The sequence below is a fragment of the Bosea vaviloviae genome (assembly GCF_001741865.1).
GTDB classification, from domain to species: domain Bacteria; phylum Pseudomonadota; class Alphaproteobacteria; order Rhizobiales; family Beijerinckiaceae; genus Allobosea; species Allobosea vaviloviae.
Genome location: NZ_CP017147.1, coordinates 4,381,762 through 4,404,606, shown reverse-complemented (window position 1 = coordinate 4,404,606; position 22,845 = coordinate 4,381,762). Strand labels below are relative to the sequence as shown.

Sequence of the window (22,845 nt, the reverse complement as noted above, 5' to 3'; positions counted from 1 at the left end):
CGCCGGGAAACCGGCCCTTCTCTTTTGACGGGAAGTCGCCGGGAAACCGGCCGCTCCCACCGAGCCTGATCCGGGTGCGCTGCTATAGTGGCCCTGATGGATCAGGCCCGACGGACAAATACAGCCTGGAGGGTCGCTGGACTCGTCAGGCTGTGGACAAGCGTGTGAAGCACACCGGCCCTGCGCGGCCCCGCTTCGCGAATCGAAACCTTGGCGTTAAAGGTGACCTCCCATGACGCGGTATGTTTTCATCACCGGCGGCGTGGTGTCCTCGCTTGGCAAAGGCCTGGCGTCGGCGGCTCTCGCAGCTCTTCTTCAAGCGCGCGGCCACACGGTCCGCCTGCGCAAGCTCGATCCCTACCTCAATGTCGATCCGGGCACGATGAGCCCGTATCAACATGGCGAGGTCTTCGTCACCGATGACGGGGCCGAGACGGATCTCGATCTCGGCCATTACGAGCGCTTCACCGGCCGGCCCTGCAACCGGGGTGACAACATCACCACCGGTCGCATCTACATGGACATCCTGACCAAGGAGCGCCGTGGCGACTATCTCGGCGCGACGATCCAGGTCGTTCCGCACGTCACCAATGCGATCAAGGAATTCATCCTCACCGGCAATGAGGGCTATGATTTCGTCCTGATGGAAGTCGGCGGCACGGTCGGCGACATCGAGAGCCTGCCCTTCCTGGAAGCGATCCGCCAGACCAGCCAGCAATTGCCGCGCGGCCAGTGCATCTTCATCCACCTGACGCTGCTGCCCTATATCCCGACCGCAGGCGAGCTGAAGACCAAGCCGACCCAGCATTCGGTCGCCGAATTGCGCTCGATCGGCATCCAGCCCGACATCCTGCTCTGCCGCACCGATCGCGAGATCCCGCGCGAGGAGCGTCGCAAGCTCGCCTTGTTCTGCAATGTCCGCGAGACCGCCGTGATCGAGGCGAGGGACGTCGCTTCGATCTATGACGTGCCGCTTTCCTACCATGCGGAGGGGCTCGACAACGAAGTGCTGGCCGCCTTCGGCATGGATGCCAGCGCTGAACCCGACATCTCGAACTGGCGGCGCATCTCCGAGCGGGTGAAGAACCCCGAGGGCGAGGTCACCATCGCCATCGTCGGCAAATATACCGGCATGAAGGACGCCTATAAGTCGCTCATCGAGGCGCTGACGCATGGCGGCATCGCCAACCGGGTGAAGGTGAATCTCGACTGGATCGAATCGGAGGTCTTCGAGAAGGAAGACCCGACGCCCTTCCTCGAGCATGTCCACGGTATCCTCGTGCCCGGCGGCTTCGGTCACCGCGGCGCGGAGGGCAAGATCAAGGCTGCGACGTTCGCCAGGCAGCACAAGGTGCCGTATTTCGGCATCTGCTTCGGCATGCAGATGGCCGTGATCGAAGCGGCCCGCTCGCTCGCCCATATCGAAAAGGCGAATTCCAGCGAGTTCGGACCGACGGAGGAGCCCGTCGTTGGCCTGATGACGGAATGGATGCGCGGCAATGAACTCGAGCAGCGCGCGGCCGACGGAAATCTCGGTGGCACCATGCGGCTTGGCGCCTATGCCTCGATCCTCGATCCCGACACCAAGATCGCCAAGATCTATGGCGGGACCGAGATTTCCGAGCGTCATCGCCATCGCTACGAGGTCAATATGAGCTATCGCGAGCGGCTCGAGGCGCAAGGGCTGAAGTTCAGCGGCGTCTCACCCGATGGGCTGCTGCCGGAAACAGTCGAATATCCCGACCATCCCTGGTTCATCGGCGTGCAGTATCACCCGGAGCTGAAGTCGCGTCCCTTCGAGCCGCACCCGCTCTTCGCAAGCTTCGTCGAGGCAGCTGTCGTGCAAAGCCGCCTGGTCTGAACCGGGCAGGAGCAATTTCCGATCCAATTGGATCGTTCAATTGCTCCTGCGCTTTGTTTCAACGCGTTGTCTTCACGCGAACCGGTATCCACTTCACTCGAAAACGTTCTACAGCATCAGACCGAAAATCGTATTCGGTCTGATGCTGTAGTGTTTTGATCTTGCATCGGCTTGTTCCGAAAACCGGTTCCCACTTTTCGGGCCGATGCATCTCGCCGCCGCCTCACTCAGGCGCGGCGACCCAGGGATGCCGGTGTTCCCGATAAACGCTCTTCGTGGGGGCGGGGAACGCCGGATCCGCGAAGGCTCCGACGGCGACGGCGACTACATCCGGCTTTCGCGTTGGTTCCCAGAAGACCGTGCTGCCGCAGCCGGGGCAAAAATGATGCATCACCGCATAGCCGCTGTCGGATGGTCGTGAGTAATCCGAGAAAACGCCCGAGATGCTGATCTTGGAGCGTGGGAAGAAGGCGGCGATCCCATAAGTACTGCCAGTCCGTCTCTGGCATTCGAGACAATGACACAGGGAAACGCTGACGGGCTCGCCCTCGCAACTGAGGCGAAGCTGGCCACAAGCACAACTGGCTGCGCGTATCTTCATGAAGGCAAGCTACCGCAATCCTGACCGGGCTTGGAAGGTGTCTATACGACCCGCCGAACTTCGAGATCGTCCGAGCTTCGGTGCACTGGCGTTGCGGCACAACTCACGTATAGTCACCGGACTGAATCTTGCGGCCCGGGGGCGAGCGGCATGGCGATCTCGATGGCGGGGCTTCCCGCGTTTCTGCTCTATTTCGCACTTGGCGTGGCGCTGATCGCCTGTTTCGCTGCGGTCTATCTGCGCTTGACCGCCCATGACGAGATTGCCCTGATCCGCGGTGGCAACCTCTCGGCGGCCGTGGCGCTCGGCGGCAATGTCACCGGCTTCTCGATCCCGCTTGAAAAGGCAATCGCACAGGCCAGCAGCATCCCCGACCTCGTGCTCTGGGGCCTCGCCGCGATGATCATCCAGTTCGGCGCCTATGGGCTGGCGCGCATTCTGATCCCCGAGCTTTCGCGCAAGATCGAGGAAGATCGCCTGCCTTCGGCGGCGATGCTGGCCGTCATTGCCGTGATCTCCGGCACGCTGGCTGCGGCCAGCATGACGGCCTGAGGGGGAGGCGGGCATGAAGCGCTCGACCCAGATTGGCCTGGCGGCGGCGGGCGTCGTCCTGGTCGCGACGATATGGGCCAATTCCGGCGACGACACGCAGGAGGATAGTTTCGTCTATAACAGCCTCGCCGAATGCCGCGCCGCAGGGCAGCTCTCGTCGAGCCAATGCGAGGCGCGCTTCAACGAGGCCACGGCCAATCATTTGCGTGACGCGAAGAAATTCACCAGCACCAGCGCCTGCGAGACCGAATATGGCTCAGGCTCGTGCCGAAGCGCGGTCTGGAACGGAGCGCAGGTCATTGTCCCCGCACTCGCAGGCATCATGCTCGCCCGCAGCCTCAGCCAGGGCGGCGGAGCGGCACAGCCCCTGTTGCCGCCGACACAACAGGCCTGCCCGCCCGGCAGCCCGGCGCAGGAATGCCAGCAGGCCCGCTCCTCATCGAGCAGCAGCGGCGGAGGCAGCTATGGCGGCCGCAGCGGCTCCTCGTCGCGCGCCTATTCGACGACCTCCGGCGCGGCTGTGGTGGCGCGTAGCGGCACCGTCAGTGGGGTCGCGAGCACGAGCACGACATCGCGCGGCGGCTTTGGCTCGACCTCGCATTCCTTCAGTTCCTCATCCTCGTCCTGAGATGCGCCGCGTCGTCTTCGAAGCACGCGCCGATTGGCAGGCCCAGGTCGAGCGCCTCGGCTTTGCCTTCCACACCATTGACGGCGCGACCTATTGGGACGAGCGCACGGCCTATGCCTTCACGCTGGAAGAGATCGAGCGCGATATCGAGGCGCCGACCGAGGCGATCGAGCAGCTCTGCTTCGCCTTCATCGAGAAGGCGATCGACGATGACGCGGTCCTGACCCGGCTCGCCATTCCCGACGCGCAATGGGCCTTCATCCGTGAGAGCTGGCAGCGCGGCGAGCGCAATCTCTATGGCCGGCTCGACCTGGCCTATGACGGACGGGGGCCGGCCAAGCTGCTCGAATATAATGCCGACACGCCGACAGCCCTGTTCGAATCGAGTGTCGTGCAATGGGACTGGCTTGAGCGCGCCATGGCGAACGGCAGCTTGCCCGCCGGTTGCGACCAGTTCAATTCATTGCATGAGCGCTTGATTGCAGCCCTTGCCGGGCTGCGCGCGCCGTCGCCCTATCGCTTGCATCTCGCTTGCGTGCAGGAGAGCGCCGAGGACAAGGGCACGGTCGATTATCTGCTCGATTGCGCCAAGCAGGCCGGGCTCGACGCCCGCTTCACCTTCATCGAAGAAATCGGCCTGCTCAGCGATGGCCGCTTCTGCGACGGCTCCAATGTGCCGATCGAGACCTTGTTCAAGCTCTACCCCTGGGAATGGCTCTTCCGCGAACGCTATGCCAGCGCGCTCGCGGGCTCGCGCTGCCAGTTCATCGAACCGCCGTGGAAGTCACTGCTCTCGAACAAGGGTTTGCTTGCTTGCCTCTGGGAGATGGAACCCGGCCATCCCAACCTGCTGCCGGCCTTCTTCGAGGGCGATCCTCGCTGCGAAAGCCTGTCGCCGCGCCGGGTTCGCAAGCCGCTCTATTCGCGCGAGGGTGCCAACATCACCTTGCTGGAGCGCGGCAAGGTGCTGGACAGCGATGACGGTCCCTATGGCGCCGAGGGCTTCATCCTGCAGGACGCCGCGACCAATTTATTCCAGTCCGATGGAAACTACGCGGTGATCGGCTCCTGGCTCGTCGCCTCGCAGGCCTGCGGTCTCTGCATCCGCGAGGATACGACGCCGATCACCAAGAATACCTCGCGCTTCCTGCCGCACTATATCGAGCCATGAGCTGATCGAACCATGACTTGCATCACGCCATGACCTGCGCCCGATGACCTGCTAGACAAGGAGCTGTCCGAGCCTCCTGCCTTGCGAGTCATCGCCATGCCTGCTCCCATCTCCGCCCCGGCCCCTCGCGGCCTCGACCATCTCGTCATCGGCGTGCGCGATCTCGACGCCGCCGGCGCGTTCTATGAGAAGCTCGGCTTCCGGGTTGGAGCACGCAACAGCCATCCCTGGGGCACACAGAATCGGATCGTCCAGTTTCCAGGCTCCTTCCTGGAGCTGATCACCATCGGCGATGCCGAATCGATTCCGGAGCCTGCGCCGGGTCGCTTCTCCTTCGGGGCTTTCGTGCGCGATGCCCTGGAGCGCGGCGAGGGCATGTCGATGCTGGTTCTGGAAAGCCAGGACGCCAAGGCCGACAATCTCGCCTTCAAGGCCGCCGGCATCGGCGCCTTCGAGCCCTTCTTCTTCGAGCGGCAGGCGCGCCGCCCGAGCGGGGAGGAGGTGCGCGTCGCGTTCTCGCTCGCCTTTGCCGACGATGCCGCCGCGCCCGAATGCGGCTTCTTCGTCTGCGAGCAGCACGAGCCGCAGAATTTCTGGAATCCGGCCTTCCAGCAGCATGAGAACGGCGCGACCGGGCTGTCTGCGGCGATCCTGGTGACGGACGAGCCCGAGCAGCACCGCGCCTTCCTCACCGCCTTCACCGGCGGGGCCGAAATCCTCGAGGGCAATGAGGACTACGTCCTGGACCTGCCGCGCGGTCGCATCGACGTGCTCGACGGCGAGGCCGCGAGTGCGATCTACCATGTCGAGCCCGACCCGACGCCGGCGCGCTTCCTCGGATTTTGCGTGACGGTGGCGGATCTCGAAGCCATCGCCGCGCGGCTGAGCGCAGCGGGCATTCCCTTCGCACAGAGCGAGGAGCGCATTGTCGTGCCGGCGGCGGCGGCGCTGGGCTGCGTCATTGCCTTCGAGCAGGGTTGAAGCCATCCTGTCCCGGCGAACGGGACAGGGCCATCCATGATAGCTGAAGCTTTGGCGAAACTTCCGGATTTCGCCCTGTTCTTCGCCGGCTCGCTGGCGCTCGTCGGCCTGTATCTGCTGATCTACACGCTTGCGACCTCGCATAACGAGTTCGGCCTGATCCGTCAGAACAACATCGCTGCCGCGCTCTCGCTGGGCTTGAGCCTGATCGGCTTCGCGCTGCCCTTGTCGAGCGCCATCGTCCATTCCACGACGATCGTGGATCTCGCGGTCTGGGGCATCGTCGCCATCATCGTGCAACTGGTCGTCTATGCGCTGGTGCGGCTGGTGCTGCCCAACCTGTCGTCGCGGATCGCCTCGGGAGAACTCGCCGCGGCGCTCTTCCTCGGAGCCGCCTCATTGGCGGCTGGCGTGATCAACGCCGCCGCGATGAGCTACTGATCGCGCAAGACGCCGCTTCAGGCCGAGGCGCGCTCTTTGGGCAGGGTCGCCAGCAGGCCGACGAGCGCCCGGTCGTGCAGCACGACCATGCGTTCCTTGGGCTTCAGCCAGATCGCGGCATCCTCGATCGTCTCGGCATCGACGAGCTTGGCCTGCGCCACGGCGCGGTCGGGCTCGATCTCGCCGCGCCGGCGCGGTTGGCCCTCCGGCAGCATCATGTCATGGGCGTGGCGCAAAGCTGCGTCGGCATGAAGCGCCACGAGCCCGTCTGCCTCGTCGAAGCCGGCCTCGGCGAATTCAGCCTGCAGCGCGTTCGCCCGCAGCGCGATGGCTGGCGGGTCGCCTTCCTCTGGCGTCACCAGTAATTTGTGCCGCTTCAGCCAGAGGCCCAGCCCCAACTGCCCCGACGCCCAGGACAAGGGAATCGCCAGCACGAGGCCGACGATCGTGGGCGACATCCAGGCAAACAGCGATGTCGCGATCATGAAGGCCGAGATGCCGGCGACGACCCCGAGCACCGTGTGGGTCCGGTGCCGGCGGATGATGTCCTTCAGCGGGATCGAGCCGTCGTCGCGCCGCTGCGGATTCCAGCCGGTGTCGCGCCCGAGCAGGATCTGGAAGACCGAGCCGGACTGGATCAGCATCATGATCGGCGCGAAGAAGGCGGAGAACAGGATCTCGAGCAAGGCCGAGAAGATCAGCCTGATCGCGCCGCCGCCGGCCCGCCGGAGCTTGCCGTTGATCAGGGTCAGGACGAGCCCGAAGCCTTTCGGCGCGAGCAGGATCGCCATGGTCAGCGCAAACAGGTTCAAGGCGCGCTCGGGGTCGAAGCGCGGCCAGACCGGGAAGAGCGTGAACTCCTGCGTGAAATATTCCGGCCGCGCGTAATTGACCTGCAGCACGATCAAGATACCGACGACCAGCTGCATCAACCAGAAGGGCGAGGCGAGATAGCCCATGATGCCGGTGGCGAAATGCTGGCGCGTCGACCAGACGAAGCCCTTCGCCCCGATGATGCGCGAATGTTGCAGATTGCCCTGGCACCAGCGTCGGTCGCGCACCGAGATGTCGATCAGCGAGGGCGGGCTTTCCTCATAGGACCCCGTCAGGTCGGGCAGCATATAGACCGACCAGCCGGCACGGCGCATCAATGCCGCCTCGACGAAATCGTGGCTCAGCACATGACCGCCGAAGGGCGGCTTGCCCTTCAGGTCAGGCAGGCCGCAATGATCGGCAAAGGCTTTCGTGCGGATGATCGCGTTGTGGCCCCAGTAGTTGCCGTCGCGGCCCGACCACATGGCGAGCCCGGTCGCGATGACGGGGCCATAGACGCGGGCGGCGAATTGCTGGAGCCGCGCGAAGAAGGTGTTGCGGTTGATGATCAGCGGCAGCGACTGGATGATGCCGGAATCGGGATCGGCCTCCATCGCCGCTGCCAGCCGGACGATGCAGGTGCCGGTCATCAGGCTGTCGGCGTCGAGCACGACCATATGCTCGTAATACCCGCCCCAACGCGTGACGAAATCGGCGATGTTGCCGGCCTTGCGGTGGTGGTTCTTCGGCCGATGCCGGTAATAGACGCGGGCTTCGGGACCGAGCTTTTCGCGCAGTGCCAGGAAGGCGCGTTCCTCGGCGATCCAGACATCGGCATTGGTCGTGTCGGAGACGATGAAATAGTCGAAATGCGCGCCAAGGCCCGTCGCCTCGACGGATTCCTTGATGGCGGCGAGCGCAGCGAAGGTCCGCGCCGTCGATTCATTGTAGATCGGCATCACCACGACGGTGCGGTGCTGCAGCGTCTCGACCCGGCTCGTGCGTCCGCTTCCGACCAGAAGTCCGAAGAAGCCCAGCAATGCGCTGGTGAAGGCTAGTGCGATCCATGAGAAATTGACCGTGAACAGCACGAGCAAGACGTACTGCAGCGAAGTCGTGCGGCTGACCGACACGACATTGTACATTTCCCAGGCGCCATAGGCCGTCAGCACCATCCCGCCGCCGAACACGAACAGCCGTTTCAGCCAGGGCGTCGTCCAGAGCTTCGGCACAGCGGGCTTGCGCCGGTCGGACGCCTTCCAGCTCCGGAAGGATTGCACCGGCATGTGCAGCCGGTTCTCGGGCGGTGTCGCCGGCTCGGCGCTGACCGCATAGCGTCGCGCTTCAATCCCAGTAGCCGTATCCGGGCGCGCTGCGGTCACCACGTCCATCGATTCAACCAAGTTTCCGAGACCGGCTGACCGCCGGACTGCAAGACGAGCCTGAGCTCGCTCAAATTCTCCGTGCCGGGATCGACCTCGAAGCCGACGCGCATCAGCTTGCGCTCTGGATAGGGCCAGATCCGGACATTCTGGATCGTGCCCGGCGTCGCGGTGATATTGGCGCGGGTGGACGCGACGACCGCGGCATCGGCCAGGCGGTCGCCGGTGAAGTCGACGATGAAGCGGCGGCGGCGGGCTTGGGAGCCGCGTCCTTGCCGCACGCGCCCCGAGACTGCCAGCGCCGGCCGTTCCGGCGGCTGCCAGCACCAGGCCTGCCGATAGGCCAGTGTCGTCTCGCTGCCCGGCGCCAGCACCTGACGCGGCCGCCAATAGAGGATGACGTTCTTGTTCACGTCGGAATCGCTGGGGATCTCGATGAGCTGCACCGAACCCGCGCCCCATTCGCCGAGTGGCTCGACCCAGACGCTCGGCCTCAATTCGAAACGCTGGTCGTCATCCTGGAAGGCTGCAGGGTCGCGCTCGCGCTCGACCAGGCCGAAACCGCGCGGGTTGGAATCCATGAAGGACGAAACCTGCAAGGTCGCGGGATTGTTCACGGGGCGGTAGATCCATTCGCCATTGCCTGTCAGCATCTGCACGCCGGACACCTCATGCACGGAGGGGCGCAGGTCGTCGAAGGTGCGCCGGCTCTGTGGGCCCGACAGGAAGGTGCCCATCGTGCAGCCCAGCCCGACATGGTCGAGCGCTTGCCGCGCAAACAGCGTCATCTCGACATCGATCAGGGTGACGTCGCCGGGCCGCAATGTCATCCGCACTGCGCCGGTGAGGCTTTCCGAATCGAGCAATGCGTGGATGACGAGCGAGCCGGAAGCGGGGCTCGGCCGCTCGATCCAGAAAGCGCGGAAGAACGGAATCTCTTCACCGCGCGTCTCGCCCGGCCGCAGGATCAGCGCCCGCGCCGTCGAGCCGTAGTTCTGGCCGCGCGCCAGCGAACGAAAGAAGGTCGCGCCCTGGAAGATCGCAACCTCGTAAGGTCGCTCCAGCCCGGTCGCGATCCGCATCCCGGAGAATTGCAGGTCGACATTCGCCGGCGGCGGGGTGACGCGGCCATAGTCGAACTTGCCGCGGTCGAAGGCGACGCGGCGCACGATTTCGTCCTCGACCGTGAACAGGCTGACCGGGCTGGAGAAGACATAGCCGCGATGCAGCGGCTCGATGGTGAAGCCGCGATTCTCTCCGGCCCAGATCAGGCCGCCGGGTTGCGCCCTGATTCCCGAATACTGATCGAAGGGCAGGGCGGTATAACCGTCCGGCAGATCGGTCGTGACGACCGGCACCAACGGGCGACGCGCCAGTTGCCGCGCGGTCTCGACGACCAGGGCCGGGTCGAATTTCTGGCCCTCAGCGATCACGGACTGAACCAGCGCCGCCCAGTTGCTTTGCGCAGCCGCCGGCGTCGCGCCGATCAGCGGAGCGGAGGCCAGGCCGATCGCCGCGCCTTCCAGAAACTGCCGACGATTCAAGGATTTCGACATGATATCCAACATAGACGGGCGACGCCCTCGCCCTCTCGCGCTTCTAGAGCATTTTCTGGCAACGTGAAAAGCGTTTGCGTCGGGAAAATGCAGATGGTCGCGTTCCTAGAGACTGTTTCTTACGTCGCCGTATACAATGCCGCCACCTGCCGACCAGCTGCGCCGCAACGGCAGCTCTCGGAAGCGACTTTGGCAAATGCCGACAGGATCGGCTATCCACGGCGTTCGCAACACCACCATGCACCAGATCGCCAGCGACGACCCAGGAAGTGACCGGCAGGATTTGCCGTTGGGGCGCCAAGGGAAACGATAATCATGACCAAAATGCAGTCCGACCGGTCCTGTCTCGCCATCATTCTTGCGGCAGGCGAGGGCACGCGCATGAAATCGCGGCAGCCGAAGGTGCTGCACGAGGTCGGTGGCCGCTCGCTTCTAGCCCATGCGCTCGCTGCCGTGGCGGAGGCCGGAGCCGATACGGTCGTGGTCGTGATCGGCCCCGACCGGCCCGATGTCGCAAGCGAGGTCCGCGCGCTGCTGCCCTCGGCTGCGATCGCGATCCAGGCCGAGCGACGCGGCACGGCCCATGCCGTACTCGCGGCGCGCGAGGCGCTGTCGGGCAAGCATGACGACATCCTCGTCGCCTTCGCGGATACGCCTCTCATCCGGCCGCAGACCTTACTCGGCCTCCGCCAGGCTCTGGCCGAGGGGGCGAGCGTCGCCGCGCTTGGCTTCGAGGCGCAAGATCCGGCCGGCTATGGGCGGTTCGTGACCAGGGACGGCGAACTCGTGGCCATCGTCGAGCACAAGGACGCAACCGAGGCGCAGCGCGCGATCCGCCTGTGCAATGCCGGGCTGATGGCACTCGACGGCCGCCAGGCGCTATCAATCCTGGAGGCGATCGGGAGCGCCAATGCACAAGGCGAGTTCTACCTGACCGATGCCGTCGGCGTCGCGCGCGAACGAGGGCTGAAGGCGGTCGCGCTGCAGGCCGCCGAGAGCGAGGTGCAGGGCGTCAACGATCGCGCGCAACTTGCTGCCGCGGAAGCCGATTTCCAAAGACGCAAGCGACTGGAGGCGATGAAGCAGGGCGCGACCTTGATCGCGCCTGAGACGGTGTTCTTCAGCTTCGACACGCGGTTGGGGCAAGATGTGCTGGTCGAGCCCAATGTCGTCTTCGGCCCAGGCGTCACTGTCGCTGACGGCGCAGTCATCCACGCCTTTTCGCATCTGGAGGGGGCGGATGTCGGCCCTGGCGCGACGGTCGGCCCCTATGGCCGCCTGCGTCCGGGCGCAAAGCTCGGCGCCAATGCCAAGGTCGGCAATTTCGTGGAGATCAAGGCAGCCGATATCGGCGAAGGCGCCAAGGTCAGCCATCTCACCTATATCGGCGATGCCAGTGTCGGCGCCGATGCCAATATCGGCGCCGGCACCATCACCTGCAACTATGATGGCTTCTTCAAGTACAAGACGACGATCGGGGCCGGCGCCTTCGTCGGCTCCAATTCCGCGCTGGTTGCGCCGGTGACGATCGGCGACCGGGCCATCATCGGCTCGGGCTCGGTGATCACGAAGGATGTTCCAGCCGATGCGCTGGCTATCGGCCGCGGCCGTCAAATCGAGCGTGAAGGTTGGGCGAAGACATTCCGCGACAAGGCCATGGCGAAGAAGTCCGCAGCCAAGAAAACGCCGGAATAACCGTGAAAGACGGCGGTCCCTGCAAGCCGCCGTTCATAGTTCTACATTTAGAGTGATTGGGAATGTTCGCCGTTGCCCGCTATGCGGTGTGCCAACGGCAACGTCTGAAGAGGTTTTGGCATGTGCGGCATCGTGGGCATTCTGGGCAAGGAAGCGGTCGCCCCCCAGGTCGTCGAGGCGCTGCGGCGGCTCGAATATCGCGGCTATGATTCGGCCGGCGTCGCGACACTGGAAAACGGCCTGCTCGCCCGCCGCCGTGCCGAAGGCAAGCTCAAGAACCTCGAGATCAGGCTCTCGAACGAGCCGCTCGAAGGCCTGATCGGCATCGGGCATACCCGCTGGGCGACCCATGGTAAGCCCAACGAGACCAACGCCCATCCCCACGCGACCGAAAAGCTCGCGGTCGTCCATAACGGCATCATCGAGAATTTCCGCGAACTCAAGGTCGAGCTCGAGGCCGACGGCTACGTCTTCAAGACGCAGACCGACACCGAGATCGTCGCTCAATTGGTCACGCGCGAGCTCGATCGCGGCAAGAAGCCCGTCGCGGCCATCGCGCATTGCCTGCCGCGTTTGCGCGGAGCCTTCGCGCTGGCTTTTCTGTTCCAGGGTGAGGAAGATCTGCTGATCGGCGCACGCAACGGGCCGCCATTGGCTGTCGGCGTCGGTGACGGCGAGATGTATCTGGGCTCGGATGCGGTCGCGCTAGCGCCCTTCACCAACCTCATCGCCTATCTGGAGGAGGGCGATTGGGTCGTCCTCAACCGCAAGGGCGCGATCTTCTACGACAAGGCGAATGTCCAGGTCGAACGGCGCGCACGTCGCGTCGCCGCCGGCAGCATGCTGGTCGACAAGGGCAATCATCGCCACTTCATGGCGAAGGAAATCCACGAGCAGCCTGAGGTGGTCGCTCACACGCTGACGCATTATCTCGACATGGCCGCCGGCACGCTGAGGCAACCCTTCGAGCCTGCCGTCGAATGGAAGGGCCTGTCCCGGCTCTCCGTTTCTGCCTGCGGCACGGCCTATTACGCCGGGCTCACGGCGAAATACTGGTTCGAGCGGCTGGCACGCCTGCCGGTCGAGATCGATGTCGCCTCCGAGTTCCGCTACCGCGAGGCACCGATGCCCGAGAACGGGCTCGCGCTCTTCATCTCGCAATCGGGCGAGACCGCCGACACGCTGGCCTGCCTGAAATATGCCAAGCAGGAGCGCCAGACGATCCTGTCGGTCGTGAACATGCCGACCTCGACCATCGCCCGCGAGAGTGATGCCGTCGCTCCCACGCTCGCCGGCCCCGAGATCGGAGTTGCCTCGACCAAGGCCTTCACTTGCCAGTTGACCGCACTGGCATGCCTGGCGCTTGCCGCCGCCCGCGCGCGCGGCACGCTCTCGGCGGAGGATGAGATCCGCCATGTCCAGCATCTGATCGCGCTGCCCGGCCTCCTGGCGAAGGCGCTTGAGCTCGAACCCGAGATCGAAAGGCTCGCCCGCGAGCTCTCCAAGGCGAGCGACGTGCTCTATCTCGGCCGCGGCACGAGTTTCCCGCTGGCGCTCGAAGGCGCGTTGAAGCTGAAGGAAATCAGCTACATCCACGCCGAAGGTTACGCGGCTGGCGAACTCAAGCATGGTCCGATCGCATTGATCGACGAGGATATGCCGGTCATCGTCGTCGCGCCCCATGACGCGCTCTTCGAGAAGACCGCGTCGAACATGCAGGAGGTCGCGGCGCGTGGCGGGCGGATCATCCTGATCACTGACGCCAGGGGCGCGGCCGAATGCGGCATCACCCCTGAGGCGACGATCATCATGCCGGAGATGGACCCGCTGTTTGCGCCGATCGTCTACGCGCTGCCGATCCAGATGATCGCCTACCAGACCGCCGTCTTCATGGGCAAGGACGTCGATCAGCCGCGTAACCTGGCGAAGTCCGTCACGGTGGAGTGACGGCTGTTCGCGAGCCGGCTTAGGCCGGCTCGCGGCGAACCGACATCAAGCGGCGATATGCCGGGGCGAGCTTGTTCGCCGATCCACGCCACAATTCTTGAATTCTGCCGGGTCCTTGAATTCTGCTGGGAGCGTTGGCACGTCTGTCGCATGATGGCCGGCCAATGGCGGCTGAACGCCCGATTGACCGGAACCCTCGCATGACCGCCGGCCCGCCTGATCCCCGCCTCATCATCCAGACCGACCTGTTGCGTCCGACGGCCGGCACGCGGCTGCGGCGCTATTTCCTGACCGGGCTCGTCATCGCGGCTCCTCTGGCGATCACGGCCTCCGTGACCTGGTGGTTCATCACCCTGATCGACGGGCTGGTGAAGCCGCTGATCCCGAACTCCTACCTGCCTGATTCCTATCTGCCGTTTCCGATTCCTGGCCTTGGCATCATCATCGGCTTGATCGGGCTGACGCTGCTCGGCTTCCTCACAGCCAACCTGGTCGGCCGCACCTTGATCGAGGCGGGCGAGGCGCTGCTCAATCGCATGCCGGTGGTGCGCAGCCTCTACAAGGGCGTGAAGCAGGTCTTCGAGACCATCTTCTCGCAATCGGGCACCTCGTTCCGCAAGGTCGGGATGGTGCAGTTCCCGCAGCCGGGCATGTGGTCGATCGTCTTCATCGCTCAGGAGGCCGCGCCCGAGATCGCCGGAAAGCTGCCTGATGGAAATGAGCAGATCGGCGTTTTCCTGCCTTGCACGCCGAACCCGACCACGGGTTTCTTCTTCTACCTGCCGCGCAAGGAGGTCATCGAACTGACGATCTCCGTCGAGGATGGCGCCAAGCTGATCATGTCGGCGGGGCTGATCCAGCCGGGCGAGGCCGCGCCGAAGCTGATGCCGGACACGGATATCGGCAAATAGCTTGGAGCGTTTTCGAGCGAAGTGGACGCCGGTTCCCTCGCGACAAACGCGAAGCGTTTGCGCGGAGAAAACGCGTTAGAACAAAGAGCTAGAGCAATTGAGCGATCCAATCGGATCGGAAATCGCTCTAGCCCTTCAGTGCCAACCAGATTTCCAGAACGCCGTTTCCGGTTGCACCGTCGAAACGCTCATCCATGCGCTCCAGGGTCGGACCGTCGGCGGGCTTACGCCCGGATTTCGGCAACCAATCCTGCCAGATCGCCTCGTAGGTGCGCTTGATCTGCGTGACGTGGCCGCGGTGCTCGAATACGGCGTAATTCTGCTCGGGCACCCGCGTGCGATCGAATTCGGCAGGCAGCTCACTGAAATCCGAAACTGCGGCTCCGGCGATGTAGTCGAACTGACCGTGATCGTCGCAGTTGTAGCTCACGCCGTAGCAGACATGGCCGATCTGGCCGGGGATATGGCCGAGATGCGGCGCGATGCGTTGCCAAAGCGCGGGAATCCCTGCGGTGTTCTCATAGGAAAAACTGCCACCGAACCCGGCGATCAGGAGGGGCTTTTCCGTCACGAAACGAGGTTCCGGCAAGGTGATGGGCATGTCGCTATACATGGCGATGGGCTCCGCTAGTCGCAGCGAGGACAAATCGCCTTTCGCACGCAAATCCTCCGGCGTGAGGCCGAACTGATCGCGAAAGGCGCGGGTGAAAGCCTCGTGAGAGCCATATCCCCAGTCGAGTGCGACCGAGAGGATATCGGGCGCGCCGGATGCGAGCTGGCGCGCCGCCTCCGACAACCGGCGCTCGCGCACATAGCGCATTACCGAGCGGCCGGTGGCTGCTCCGAACGCCCGGCTGAGATGGAAGCGTGAAACGCCGCTCACCTCGGCGATCTCGTCGAGCGAGAGATCGGAGGCGAAGCGGCTTTCGATGCACCAGACAGCCTTCTTGATCGGATCCATGGCAGGCCCCACAAAGCGGCGTCACACTGGCCCGAACGGCCGGGGCGCATTTGATCGGGATTGCTACCCCGCGCGCAACAGCCTGATCGCGACATCGCGCTCGAACAGATAGAGTAATGTCCTCACAGCCTCGCCGCGCGGGCCTTCGAGATGCGGGTCGCGCTCGATCAAAAGGCGGGCGTCGTCGCGTGCGGCGGCGAGCAGATCGCCATCCGTTTCCAGCTGCGCGATCTGCCAGTCCGGCGAGCCCGACTGTTTTGTGCCCAGCACCTCGCCTTCGCCGCGCAGCCTCAGATCCTCCTCGGCGATACGGAAACCGTCCTCGGTTTCGCGCATGATGGTCAGTCGTGCTTCGGCCACCGGTCCCAGAGGTCCCTTGTAGAGCAAGAGGCAGGTCGAGGCGGTGGAGCCGCGCCCGATGCGCCCGCGCAGCTGGTGAAGCTGCGCCAGGCCGAAGCGTTCGGCATGTTCGATCACCATCACGCTGGCATTGGGCACATCGACCCCGACCTCGATCACCGTGGTCGAGATCAGGATGCGCGTTTGGCCCGCCACGAAAGCCGACATCGCCGCATCCTTGTCGCGTCCGGGCATCTGGCCGTGCAGCAGCCCGACCCGGTCGCCGAAGAACTCACGCAGAGCATCGAAACGCTCCTGCGCGGCGGCGACATCGAGCGTGTCGGATTCCTGCACCAGGGGGCAGACCCAATAGACCTGGGCGCCGGCCTCGACCGCACGCCCGACCGCGCCGACGACCTCGTCATAGCGGTCGAGCGAGATCGCCTTGGTCGCGATAGGCTTCCGCCCCGCCGGCTTCTCGGCCAGCACCGAGATATCCATGTCTCCGAACCAGGTCAGCGACAGCGTGCGCGGGATCGGTGTCGCCGTCATCACCAGGATATCGACCGCTTCGCCCTTGGAGCCGAGCAGCAGGCGCTGATGCACGCCGAAACGGTGCTGCTCATCGACGATGGCAAGCGCGAGATCGCGAAAGGCGACCCCCTCCTGGAACAGCGCATGGGTGCCGACCGCGATCGCGATCTCGCCATTCGCCAGCCCCTCCAGCACACGGGCCCGGCCCGGCCCCTTCTCGCGCCCGGTCAGCAGTGCGAGCTTGAGACCGGCGGCTTCGGCGAGCGGAGTCAATCGCTCGGCATGCTGGCGCGCCAGGATTTCGGTCGGGGCCATCAATACGGATTGTCGCCCGGCTTCGGCGGCGGCGGCCATCGCCATCAAGGCGACGACCGTCTTGCCCGAGCCGACATCGCCCTGCAGCAGTCGCAGCATGCGTTCGGGCTTTTCCATGTCGTCATGGATGTCGTTGAGCGCCTGCCGCTGGCCCTCCGTCAGCGTGAAGGGCAGGGCGCCCTCGATCCGCCGCCGCAACGCGCCATCGCCCGCGGTCGCCCGGCCGGCCTGCTTCTTCTGCTGCCGTCGCACCAGAGCGAGCGCGATCTGGCTCGCCAGCAATTCGTCATAGGCGACGCGGCGCCGCGCGATCGTGTCGCCTTCGATCGCCTTGAGATCGGGCGGATGATGCAAGGCCTGCATCGCCTCGAAGAAGGGCGGAAACCCGCTCTTCGCCAGGAAGCTCGGGTCCTGCCATTCCGCCAGATCCGGGCATTTTTCTGCGGCCGCGGCCGAGATCCGCGTCATCACCCGTGCGCTGATACCTTCGGTCAGTCCGTAGACCGGTTCGATCGCCGGCAATGTCGCGGCGAATTTGGGATCGAGGATGCGGTCGGGATGCGCCATCTGACGCATGCCGTCCCAGAGCTCGAGCTTGCCGGAGATGAGCCGATAGGCGCCGATCGGCAGGGTCTGCAAGAGATGGCGCACATCGGCGTGGAAGAACACCAGCGTCACGTCGCCGGTCTCATCCTCGACGATGATGCGATAAGGCGCCTTCGCCTTGGTGGGCGGCGCGGGGCGATGCTCGGTCACCTGCGCGTTGAAGGTCGCGACATCGCCGATCGGCGCATCGGCGATCGAGGCGCTCGGCCGCCGGTCGATCGCACCGGTCGGCATGCGAAACAGCAGGTCGATGACGCGCGCAGGGCGCGTCTCGTCGCCGAGGAGTTTGTCCAGCAGCTTGCCGAGCTTGGGGCCGACGCCCGGCAGCGTCGTCACGGGGGCGAACAGCGGGTCGAGAAGGGATGGGCGCAAGCGGCTACTCGGGGCATGTCAGGAGTGCGAAGATCTTCGGTGTTCTGCCGCTGACTTCGCCGGGTCGCAACGCTATATAGCGCGCGACGGCAGGCTCCGCGACGGGGCCGGCCCGATCGTCATTGCATCGTTCCAGATTTCTTGCCCGAGGTTTTCACATGAGTGGCTCGACGAGGACCAGCGCCGATCTCGACCCGCGCCGGCGAAAGATCCTGTTTCGCGCCTGGCATCGCGGCATGCGCGAGACCGATCTGATCATGGGCCGCTTCGCCGACGCCGAGATCGACAAGCTGAGCGACGCCGAACTCGATCTGTTCGAGCAGTTGATCGAAGTGCTCGACCGCGACTTGTTGTCATGGATAACGGGCGAGGCCGAGGTTCCCGCAAATTACGACACCGACGTGTTCCGGCGACTGAAGGCGTTTCATCACCACGGCAAGCCGATTCATGTGTGAGACGATGAGGCGCGTGCCCGCGCGCTCGTCCTGGTCGGGCTTGACCCGACCATCTCTGAAACCAGTGGCCCGTTGCCCCGAGATCCTCGGGACAAGCCCGAGAATGACGCTTTCCACGAGAATGACGCTTTCCATATGAGCATCCCGCCTCCCGCCCAACTCGCCAAACTCCAGAGCGACCGCATTCTCGATGCGCTGAATCGCGGCGACAAGCCGACGCTCGCCAGCGTTCCGGATGGATTCGACGCCGTCATCCTGGCCGATCTCGTGCGCGCCCGGGCGAAGAAGGCCGAGGGCGCGGCCATGCTCGTCTTCATTGCGCGTGAAGGCCAGCGCCTGCAGGTGCTTGAGAACGCCTTGCAATTCGTTGCGCCCGATCTCGAGGTGATGTCCTTCCCGGCCTGGGATTGCCAGCCCTATGACCGCGTCTCGCCGGCTCCCTCGATCGTCGCGCATCGCATGACGACGCTGTCGCGGCTCGCCAAGACGAAGTCCGGCGACAAGCCGCGCCTGCTGTTGACCACGGTCAACGCGGCGCTCCAGCGCGTGCCGGCCTTCAGCAAGGTCGCCTCCGAGAGCTTCTCGGCCGCGCCGGGCAATATGGTCGATACCGAGCAGCTCGCGCGCTGGCTCGACATGAACGGCTATTTGCGCACCTCGACCGTGCGCGAGACCGGCGAGTTCGCCGTGCGCGGCGGCATCGTCGATCTCTTCCCGCCGGGCATGCCGGCGCCGATCCGGCTCGATTTCTTCGGCGATACGCTGGAATCGATCCGCACCTTCGATCCCGAGACGCAGCGCACCACCGGGCAATTGCGTGGGCTCGACCTCGTGCCGATGTCCGAGGCGCAGATGACCAGCGAAAGCATCAAGCGCTTCCGCCAGAGCTACATCACGACCTTCGGCACGCCTGGCCGCGACGACACGCTCTATGAAGCGGTCAGCGAAGGCCGTCGCCCGGCCGGGCTCGAACATTGGCTGCCGCTGCTGGCCGACAAGCTCGACACGCTCTTCGCCTATCTGCCCGATGTCCCGCTGGTGCTCGATGCCCAGGCCGATGACGCCGTCGGCGAGCGCATCAGCCTGATCAAGGACTATTACGACGCCCGCAAGGCGGCGATGGACCAGCCAAGCGCCGGCGGGGCGCCCTATAAGCCGCTGCTGCCGAACGCGCTCTATCTCTCGCCGGCGGAATGGCGCGGTATCGTCGACCAGGCGGGTGTCGCCGCGTTGACGCCGTTCCAATTGCCCGACAGCGACGGCAAGCTGATCGTCGATCTCGGTGCGCGTCAGGGCCGCAGTTTCGCTGCTGAGCGCGCCGACAATGCCGGCAGCGTCTTCGATGCAGCCGTCGCCCATGTGAAGGCGCTGCAGGCCGATGGCCGCCGCGTCATCCTCGCCGCCTGGTCGGAAGGCTCGCGCGAGCGCCTGGCGCATGTGCTGGCTGATCACGGCTTGAAGACCGTGCAGATGACGGGTTCGCTGCGCGCCGCCTTCGATCTCAAGCCCGGCACCACGGCGCTGGCTGTCTGGGGCTTCGAGACCGGCTTCGAGGCCGGCAAGCTCGCCGTCATCGGCGAGCAGGATATTCTCGGCGACCGGCTGGTGCGCCCGCGCAAAAAAACGCGTCGGCCGCAGGATTTCATCGCCGAACTGTCATCGCTCAGCCCCGGCGATCTCGTCGTCCATGTCGATCATGGCATCGGCCGCTTCATTGGCCTGCGCACGATCACGGCGGTGGGCGCGCCGCATGACTGCCTCGAAATCCACTATGCAGCGGATTCGAAACTCTTCCTGCCGGTCGAAAACATCGAATTGCTTTCGCGCTACGGCTCGGAGGATACCGATGTTCCGCTCGACCGTCTCGGCGGTGGCGGTTGGCAGGCGCGCAAGGCCAAGCTGAAGCAGCGCATCCGCGAGATGGCGGGCAAGCTGATCGCGATCGCAGCCGCCCGCGCCCTCAAGGAAGCCCCGCGCCTGGTCCCGCAGGAAGGGCTCTATGACGAGTTCTGCGCCCGCTTCCCGTTCGAGGAGACCGAGGATCAGCAGGCCACGATCGATGCCGTTCTCGACGATATGGCCGCGGGGAGGCCGATGGACCGGCTGGTCTGCGGCGATGTGGGCTTCGGCAAGACGGAGGTCGCGCTGCGGGCCGCTTTCGCCTGCGCGCTGAACGGCAAGCAGGTCGCCGTCGTGGTGCCCACCACGCTGCTGGCGCGCCAGCACTACCGCAATTTTGCCGAGCGCTTCAAAGGGCTGCCGATCCATGTCGGCCAGGCCTCGCGCTTCGTGGCCGCGGCCGATCTCAAGGCGGTGAAGGCCGGCATCAAGGACGGCACGATGGATATCGTCGTCGGCACCCATGCGCTGCTGGGAAAGGCGATCGAGTTCAAGGATCTCGGCCTTGTCATCGTCGATGAGGAGCAGCATTTTGGCGTCAACCACAAGGAGCGGCTGAAGGAGTTCCGCGCCGAGGTCCATATGCTGACCCTGACGGCGACGCCGATCCCGCGTACGCTCCAGCTCGCCATGACCGGCGTGCGCGAGCTCTCGATCATCGCGACGCCGCCGGTCGATCGGCTTGCGGTGCGCACCTTCGTGACGCCTTTCGACCCGCTGATCGTGCGTGAGGCGCTGCTGCGCGAGCGCTATCGCGGCGGGCGCAGCTTCTATGTCGTGCCGCGCATCGAGGATATTTCCGACGTCAAGGATTTCCTGGACAAGCAGGTGCCCGAGGCCAAGGTCGGCATCGCCCATGGTCAGATGGCGGCAGGCCAGCTCGAGGATGTCATGACGGCCTTCTATGAGGGTCAGTACGACGTGCTGCTCTCGACCACGATCGTCGAATCGGGCCTCGATATTCCCAACGCCAACACGCTGATCGTCCACCGCGCCGACATGTTCGGCCTCGCCCAGCTTTATCAGCTCAGGGGCCGCGTCGGGCGCTCCAAGGTACGCGCCTATGCGCTCTTCACCATGCCGGTAAACCGCAAGCTGACCGAGCAAGCCGAGCGGCGGCTGAAGGTCCTGCAATCGTTGGACACGCTGGGCGCAGGCTTCCAGCTTGCCAGCCACGATCTGGACATCCGTGGCGCCGGCAATCTGCTCGGCGACGAGCAGTCGGGCCATATCAAGGAAGTCGGCTACGAACTCTACCAGCAGATGCTGGAGGAGGCGGTCGCGGCGCTGAAGTCCGGTGTTGATTTCGAGAGCGCCGCGCAATGGTCGCCGACGATCCAGATCGGCGCGCCGGTGATGATCCCCGAGCACTACGTCACCGACCTGACGCTGCGGCTCACGCTCTACAAGCGCCTCTCGACGCTGGACGACGATGGCGACATCCAGTCCTTCGGCGCGGAATTGGTCGATCGCTTCGGCCCGCTGCCGGACGAGGTGCAGCAGCTTCTGGAAATCGTCGCGATCAAGGCCCTGTGCAAACGCGCCAATGTCGAGAAGGTCGAGGCCGGCCCGAAGGGCATCATCGTCGCCTTCCGCGACAATGAATTCGCCAATCCCGAGGGCCTCGTCGGTTATCTCGCCAAGCAGGGCACATTGGCGAAGGTGCGCCCCGACATGCGTGTGGTCTTCATCGATGATTTCGAGACCGCCGAGCTGCGTCTCAAGGGCACGCGCCGCCTGCTGACGGACCTGGCCCGGATTGCCGAGCGCAAGAAGGCGGCATGAAAGGCGGCTTGACGCTCAGCGCCGGCTGACGTCGATCTCCGCCGCCGAGCGGACATCGATGTCGACGATAGCGAGGTCGGGCCGGTCGAGCGCCGGCAAGGCGCGCCCGTCTCCTGGACGGTGCACCAGGACGACGCTCGCCAGCGAGGGATCGGCGGCCAGCCGCGAGCGCGCCAGCGCGGGCTCCATCGCGCCCGGCAAGACGAGATGCACATTGCGTCCACCCGCGACGCAGGCCTGCAGGTCGCCGAGGCTGAACAGGCCGAGCGGCAGTAATTCGACGCCGGTCAGCAGCGCCATGCCCGGCCCGGTCGCCAAAGCGGCGAGATCGCCGCCGACCAGCGTGGTCACGATCCGCGACGAGGCCAACGGCTTCAGCAGGCGCGATATCTCCAACGACTTTCCGAGCACATCGCGCTCGGAAACCATCAAGGGTCCCGCCAAGCTCAGGGCATTGACGACCTGGAGGGTCGGACGCCCGCCTTGTTCGGGCAGCGGATGCAGGCCGGCGCTCGCCATCAGCGCATCGAGAGGCGCAACGCCGTCGGGGACATCCTGCCCGAAACCGCCCACGAAGCGCGTGCCAAAGGCCCTGACGGCGAGATTGCGCAGCACGATCAGCGGCCGCAGCGGGCCGACGCGGCCGACGCCGAGCGCCATCACTGCGTTGGACGCCTCGATCAGCCCCAGCAATTCGAGCTCGTTGCCGTGCAATGGCAGCATCAGCGGCGACAGGCCGGCGCGCAAGCTGGCGAGGATGGCGACGATCGCCTCTGGACCGAGCGGCGCCAGGATCGCGACGGTCGCGCCCGGCTGCGCGTGATTGACGGCGAGCAATCGCGCGAGTTGGTCGACACGCTCCTCGAGCTGCATGAAGCTCAGCGAGGTCGGGATCGTGTCGCTCCAGCTGCGGCGTCCCGGCGGATCGCGCAGCGCCGCCTCATATCCCCGGCTGCGGGTCAGGGCTTTCAGCAGCGTGTCGAGGTCGAGCCCGTCGAGCAGGGCGGAAGCGGCGTCGTCCTGTTCTGCCCGCATCGATT

General features: G+C 65.1%; 17 protein-coding genes. 11 read left to right on the top strand and 6 right to left on the bottom strand.

Going from position 1 to position 22,845, the window contains the following annotated elements; translation table 11 throughout:
- The first annotated feature begins 232 nt into the window (after positions 1 to 232).
- Complete coding sequence (gene pyrG / locus BHK69_RS20110; protein ID WP_069691647.1) at positions 233 to 1,861, top strand: CTP synthase; 1,629 nt, start codon at positions 233 to 235, stop codon at positions 1,859 to 1,861.
- A gap of 223 nt (positions 1,862 to 2,084) precedes the next feature.
- Here the strand turns inward: pyrG and BHK69_RS31600 are convergent, their stop codons facing one another.
- Positions 2,085 to 2,462 (bottom strand): GFA family protein, encoded by a 378-nt coding sequence (locus BHK69_RS31600; RefSeq protein WP_083269573.1) that lies wholly within the window; start codon positions 2,460 to 2,462, stop codon positions 2,085 to 2,087.
- Positions 2,463 to 2,612: 150 nt separating this feature from the next.
- On the opposite strand from BHK69_RS31600, the gene BHK69_RS20105 reads away from it, so the two are divergent.
- The 5 genes from BHK69_RS20105 (at position 2,613) to BHK69_RS20085 (ending at position 6,235) form a co-directional block, all read left to right on the top strand.
- The gene (locus tag BHK69_RS20105) at positions 2,613 to 3,014 is read left to right on the top strand and encodes a DUF350 domain-containing protein (protein WP_069691646.1); all 402 of its coding nucleotides are present in this window, start codon (positions 2,613 to 2,615) and stop codon (positions 3,012 to 3,014) included.
- 13 nt (positions 3,015 to 3,027) lie between these two features.
- The gene (locus tag BHK69_RS20100; RefSeq protein WP_069691645.1) at positions 3,028 to 3,642 is read left to right on the top strand and encodes a DUF1190 domain-containing protein; all 615 of its coding nucleotides are present in this window, start codon (positions 3,028 to 3,030) and stop codon (positions 3,640 to 3,642) included.
- A gap of 1 nt (position 3,643) precedes the next feature.
- The gene (locus tag BHK69_RS20095; RefSeq protein ID WP_069691644.1) at positions 3,644 to 4,813 is read left to right on the top strand and encodes a glutathionylspermidine synthase family protein; all 1,170 of its coding nucleotides are present in this window, start codon (positions 3,644 to 3,646) and stop codon (positions 4,811 to 4,813) included.
- A 96-nt stretch (positions 4,814 to 4,909) separates the two neighbouring features.
- Positions 4,910 to 5,794, top strand: a complete 885-nt coding sequence (locus tag BHK69_RS20090; RefSeq protein ID WP_069691643.1) for a VOC family protein — start codon at positions 4,910 to 4,912, stop codon at positions 5,792 to 5,794.
- Positions 5,795 to 5,830: 36 nt separating this feature from the next.
- A complete protein-coding gene (locus tag BHK69_RS20085; protein ID WP_069691642.1) occupies positions 5,831 to 6,235 on the top strand; it encodes a DUF350 domain-containing protein in 405 nt (134 codons plus the stop codon).
- A 17-nt stretch (positions 6,236 to 6,252) separates the two neighbouring features.
- On the opposite strand, the gene mdoH is transcribed toward BHK69_RS20085, so the two are convergent.
- Positions 6,253 to 8,439: a glucans biosynthesis glucosyltransferase MdoH gene (gene mdoH, locus BHK69_RS20080; RefSeq protein WP_069691641.1), complete on the bottom strand. Its 2,187-nt coding sequence runs from the start codon at positions 8,437 to 8,439 to the stop codon at positions 6,253 to 6,255.
- Positions 8,427 to 9,986 carry an OpgD/OpgG family glucan biosynthesis protein gene (locus BHK69_RS20075; protein WP_083269880.1) on the bottom strand — a complete coding sequence of 520 codons (1,560 nt, stop codon included), beginning with the start codon at positions 9,984 to 9,986 and terminating at the stop codon, positions 8,427 to 8,429. Before BHK69_RS20075 ends, mdoH begins: the two co-directional genes overlap by 13 nt.
- Positions 9,987 to 10,310: 324 nt before the next feature.
- Here BHK69_RS20075 and glmU point away from each other — a divergent pair, with 324 nt between their 5' ends.
- The 3 genes from glmU (at position 10,311) to BHK69_RS20060 (ending at position 14,539) form a co-directional block, all read left to right on the top strand.
- On the top strand, positions 10,311 to 11,681 hold the full coding sequence (gene glmU / locus BHK69_RS20070; RefSeq protein ID WP_083269879.1) for a bifunctional UDP-N-acetylglucosamine diphosphorylase/glucosamine-1-phosphate N-acetyltransferase GlmU: 1,371 nt from the start codon (positions 10,311 to 10,313) through the stop codon (positions 11,679 to 11,681).
- Positions 11,682 to 11,801: 120 nt separating this feature from the next.
- Entirely contained in the window at positions 11,802 to 13,628 is a 1,827-nt protein-coding gene (glmS, locus tag BHK69_RS20065; RefSeq protein ID WP_069691639.1) for a glutamine--fructose-6-phosphate transaminase (isomerizing), read from the top strand.
- A 200-nt stretch (positions 13,629 to 13,828) separates the two neighbouring features.
- Positions 13,829 to 14,539: a DUF502 domain-containing protein gene (locus BHK69_RS20060; protein ID WP_069691638.1), complete on the top strand. Its 711-nt coding sequence runs from the start codon at positions 13,829 to 13,831 to the stop codon at positions 14,537 to 14,539.
- Positions 14,540 to 14,666: 127 nt separating this feature from the next.
- Here the strand turns inward: BHK69_RS20060 and BHK69_RS20055 are convergent, their stop codons facing one another.
- Complete coding sequence (locus tag BHK69_RS20055) at positions 14,667 to 15,500, bottom strand: AraC family transcriptional regulator (protein ID WP_069691637.1); 834 nt, start codon at positions 15,498 to 15,500, stop codon at positions 14,667 to 14,669.
- A 63-nt stretch (positions 15,501 to 15,563) separates the two neighbouring features.
- The gene (recG, locus tag BHK69_RS20050) at positions 15,564 to 17,666 is read right to left on the bottom strand and encodes an ATP-dependent DNA helicase RecG (protein ID WP_069691636.1); all 2,103 of its coding nucleotides are present in this window, start codon (positions 17,664 to 17,666) and stop codon (positions 15,564 to 15,566) included.
- 158 nt (positions 17,667 to 17,824) lie between these two features.
- On the opposite strand from recG, the gene BHK69_RS20045 reads away from it, so the two are divergent.
- Together BHK69_RS20045 and mfd are read left to right on the top strand one after the other, a co-directional pair.
- The gene (locus tag BHK69_RS20045) at positions 17,825 to 18,121 is read left to right on the top strand and encodes an FAD assembly factor SdhE (protein WP_069691635.1); all 297 of its coding nucleotides are present in this window, start codon (positions 17,825 to 17,827) and stop codon (positions 18,119 to 18,121) included.
- 135 nt (positions 18,122 to 18,256) lie between these two features.
- A complete protein-coding gene (gene mfd, locus BHK69_RS20040) occupies positions 18,257 to 21,805 on the top strand; it encodes a transcription-repair coupling factor (protein ID WP_069691634.1) in 3,549 nt (1,182 codons plus the stop codon).
- Between the two features lie 15 nt (positions 21,806 to 21,820).
- Here mfd and BHK69_RS20035 read toward each other — a convergent pair whose 3' ends face one another.
- On the bottom strand, positions 21,821 to 22,840 hold the full coding sequence (locus BHK69_RS20035; RefSeq protein WP_069691633.1) for an AMP-binding protein: 1,020 nt from the start codon (positions 22,838 to 22,840) through the stop codon (positions 21,821 to 21,823).
- Between the last annotated feature and the right edge of the window lie 5 nt (positions 22,841 to 22,845).

What these genes read in the sequence shown, in the direction of transcription:
- pyrG (WP_069691647.1), top strand. Translation starts at nt 233, where the DNA reads ATGACGCGGTATGTTTTCATCACCGGCGGCGTGGTGTCCTCGCTTGGC.
- BHK69_RS31600 (WP_083269573.1), bottom strand. Translation starts at nt 2,462, where the DNA reads ATGAAGATACGCGCAGCCAGTTGTGCTTGTGGCCAGCTTCGCCTCAGT.
- BHK69_RS20105 (WP_069691646.1), top strand. Translation starts at nt 2,613, where the DNA reads ATGGCGATCTCGATGGCGGGGCTTCCCGCGTTTCTGCTCTATTTCGCA.
- BHK69_RS20100 (WP_069691645.1), top strand. Translation starts at nt 3,028, where the DNA reads ATGAAGCGCTCGACCCAGATTGGCCTGGCGGCGGCGGGCGTCGTCCTG.
- BHK69_RS20095 (WP_069691644.1), top strand. Translation starts at nt 3,644, where the DNA reads ATGCGCCGCGTCGTCTTCGAAGCACGCGCCGATTGGCAGGCCCAGGTC.
- BHK69_RS20090 (WP_069691643.1), top strand. Translation starts at nt 4,910, where the DNA reads ATGCCTGCTCCCATCTCCGCCCCGGCCCCTCGCGGCCTCGACCATCTC.
- BHK69_RS20085 (WP_069691642.1), top strand. Translation starts at nt 5,831, where the DNA reads ATGATAGCTGAAGCTTTGGCGAAACTTCCGGATTTCGCCCTGTTCTTC.
- mdoH (WP_069691641.1), bottom strand. Translation starts at nt 8,439, where the DNA reads ATGGACGTGGTGACCGCAGCGCGCCCGGATACGGCTACTGGGATTGAA.
- BHK69_RS20075 (WP_083269880.1), bottom strand. Translation starts at nt 9,986, where the DNA reads ATGTCGAAATCCTTGAATCGTCGGCAGTTTCTGGAAGGCGCGGCGATC.
- glmU (WP_083269879.1), top strand. Translation starts at nt 10,311, where the DNA reads ATGCAGTCCGACCGGTCCTGTCTCGCCATCATTCTTGCGGCAGGCGAG.
- glmS (WP_069691639.1), top strand. Translation starts at nt 11,802, where the DNA reads ATGTGCGGCATCGTGGGCATTCTGGGCAAGGAAGCGGTCGCCCCCCAG.
- BHK69_RS20060 (WP_069691638.1), top strand. Translation starts at nt 13,829, where the DNA reads ATGACCGCCGGCCCGCCTGATCCCCGCCTCATCATCCAGACCGACCTG.
- BHK69_RS20055 (WP_069691637.1), bottom strand. Translation starts at nt 15,500, where the DNA reads ATGGATCCGATCAAGAAGGCTGTCTGGTGCATCGAAAGCCGCTTCGCC.
- BHK69_RS20045 (WP_069691635.1), top strand. Translation starts at nt 17,825, where the DNA reads ATGAGTGGCTCGACGAGGACCAGCGCCGATCTCGACCCGCGCCGGCGA.
- mfd (WP_069691634.1), top strand. Translation starts at nt 18,257, where the DNA reads ATGAGCATCCCGCCTCCCGCCCAACTCGCCAAACTCCAGAGCGACCGC.
- BHK69_RS20035 (WP_069691633.1), bottom strand. Translation starts at nt 22,840, where the DNA reads ATGCGGGCAGAACAGGACGACGCCGCTTCCGCCCTGCTCGACGGGCTC.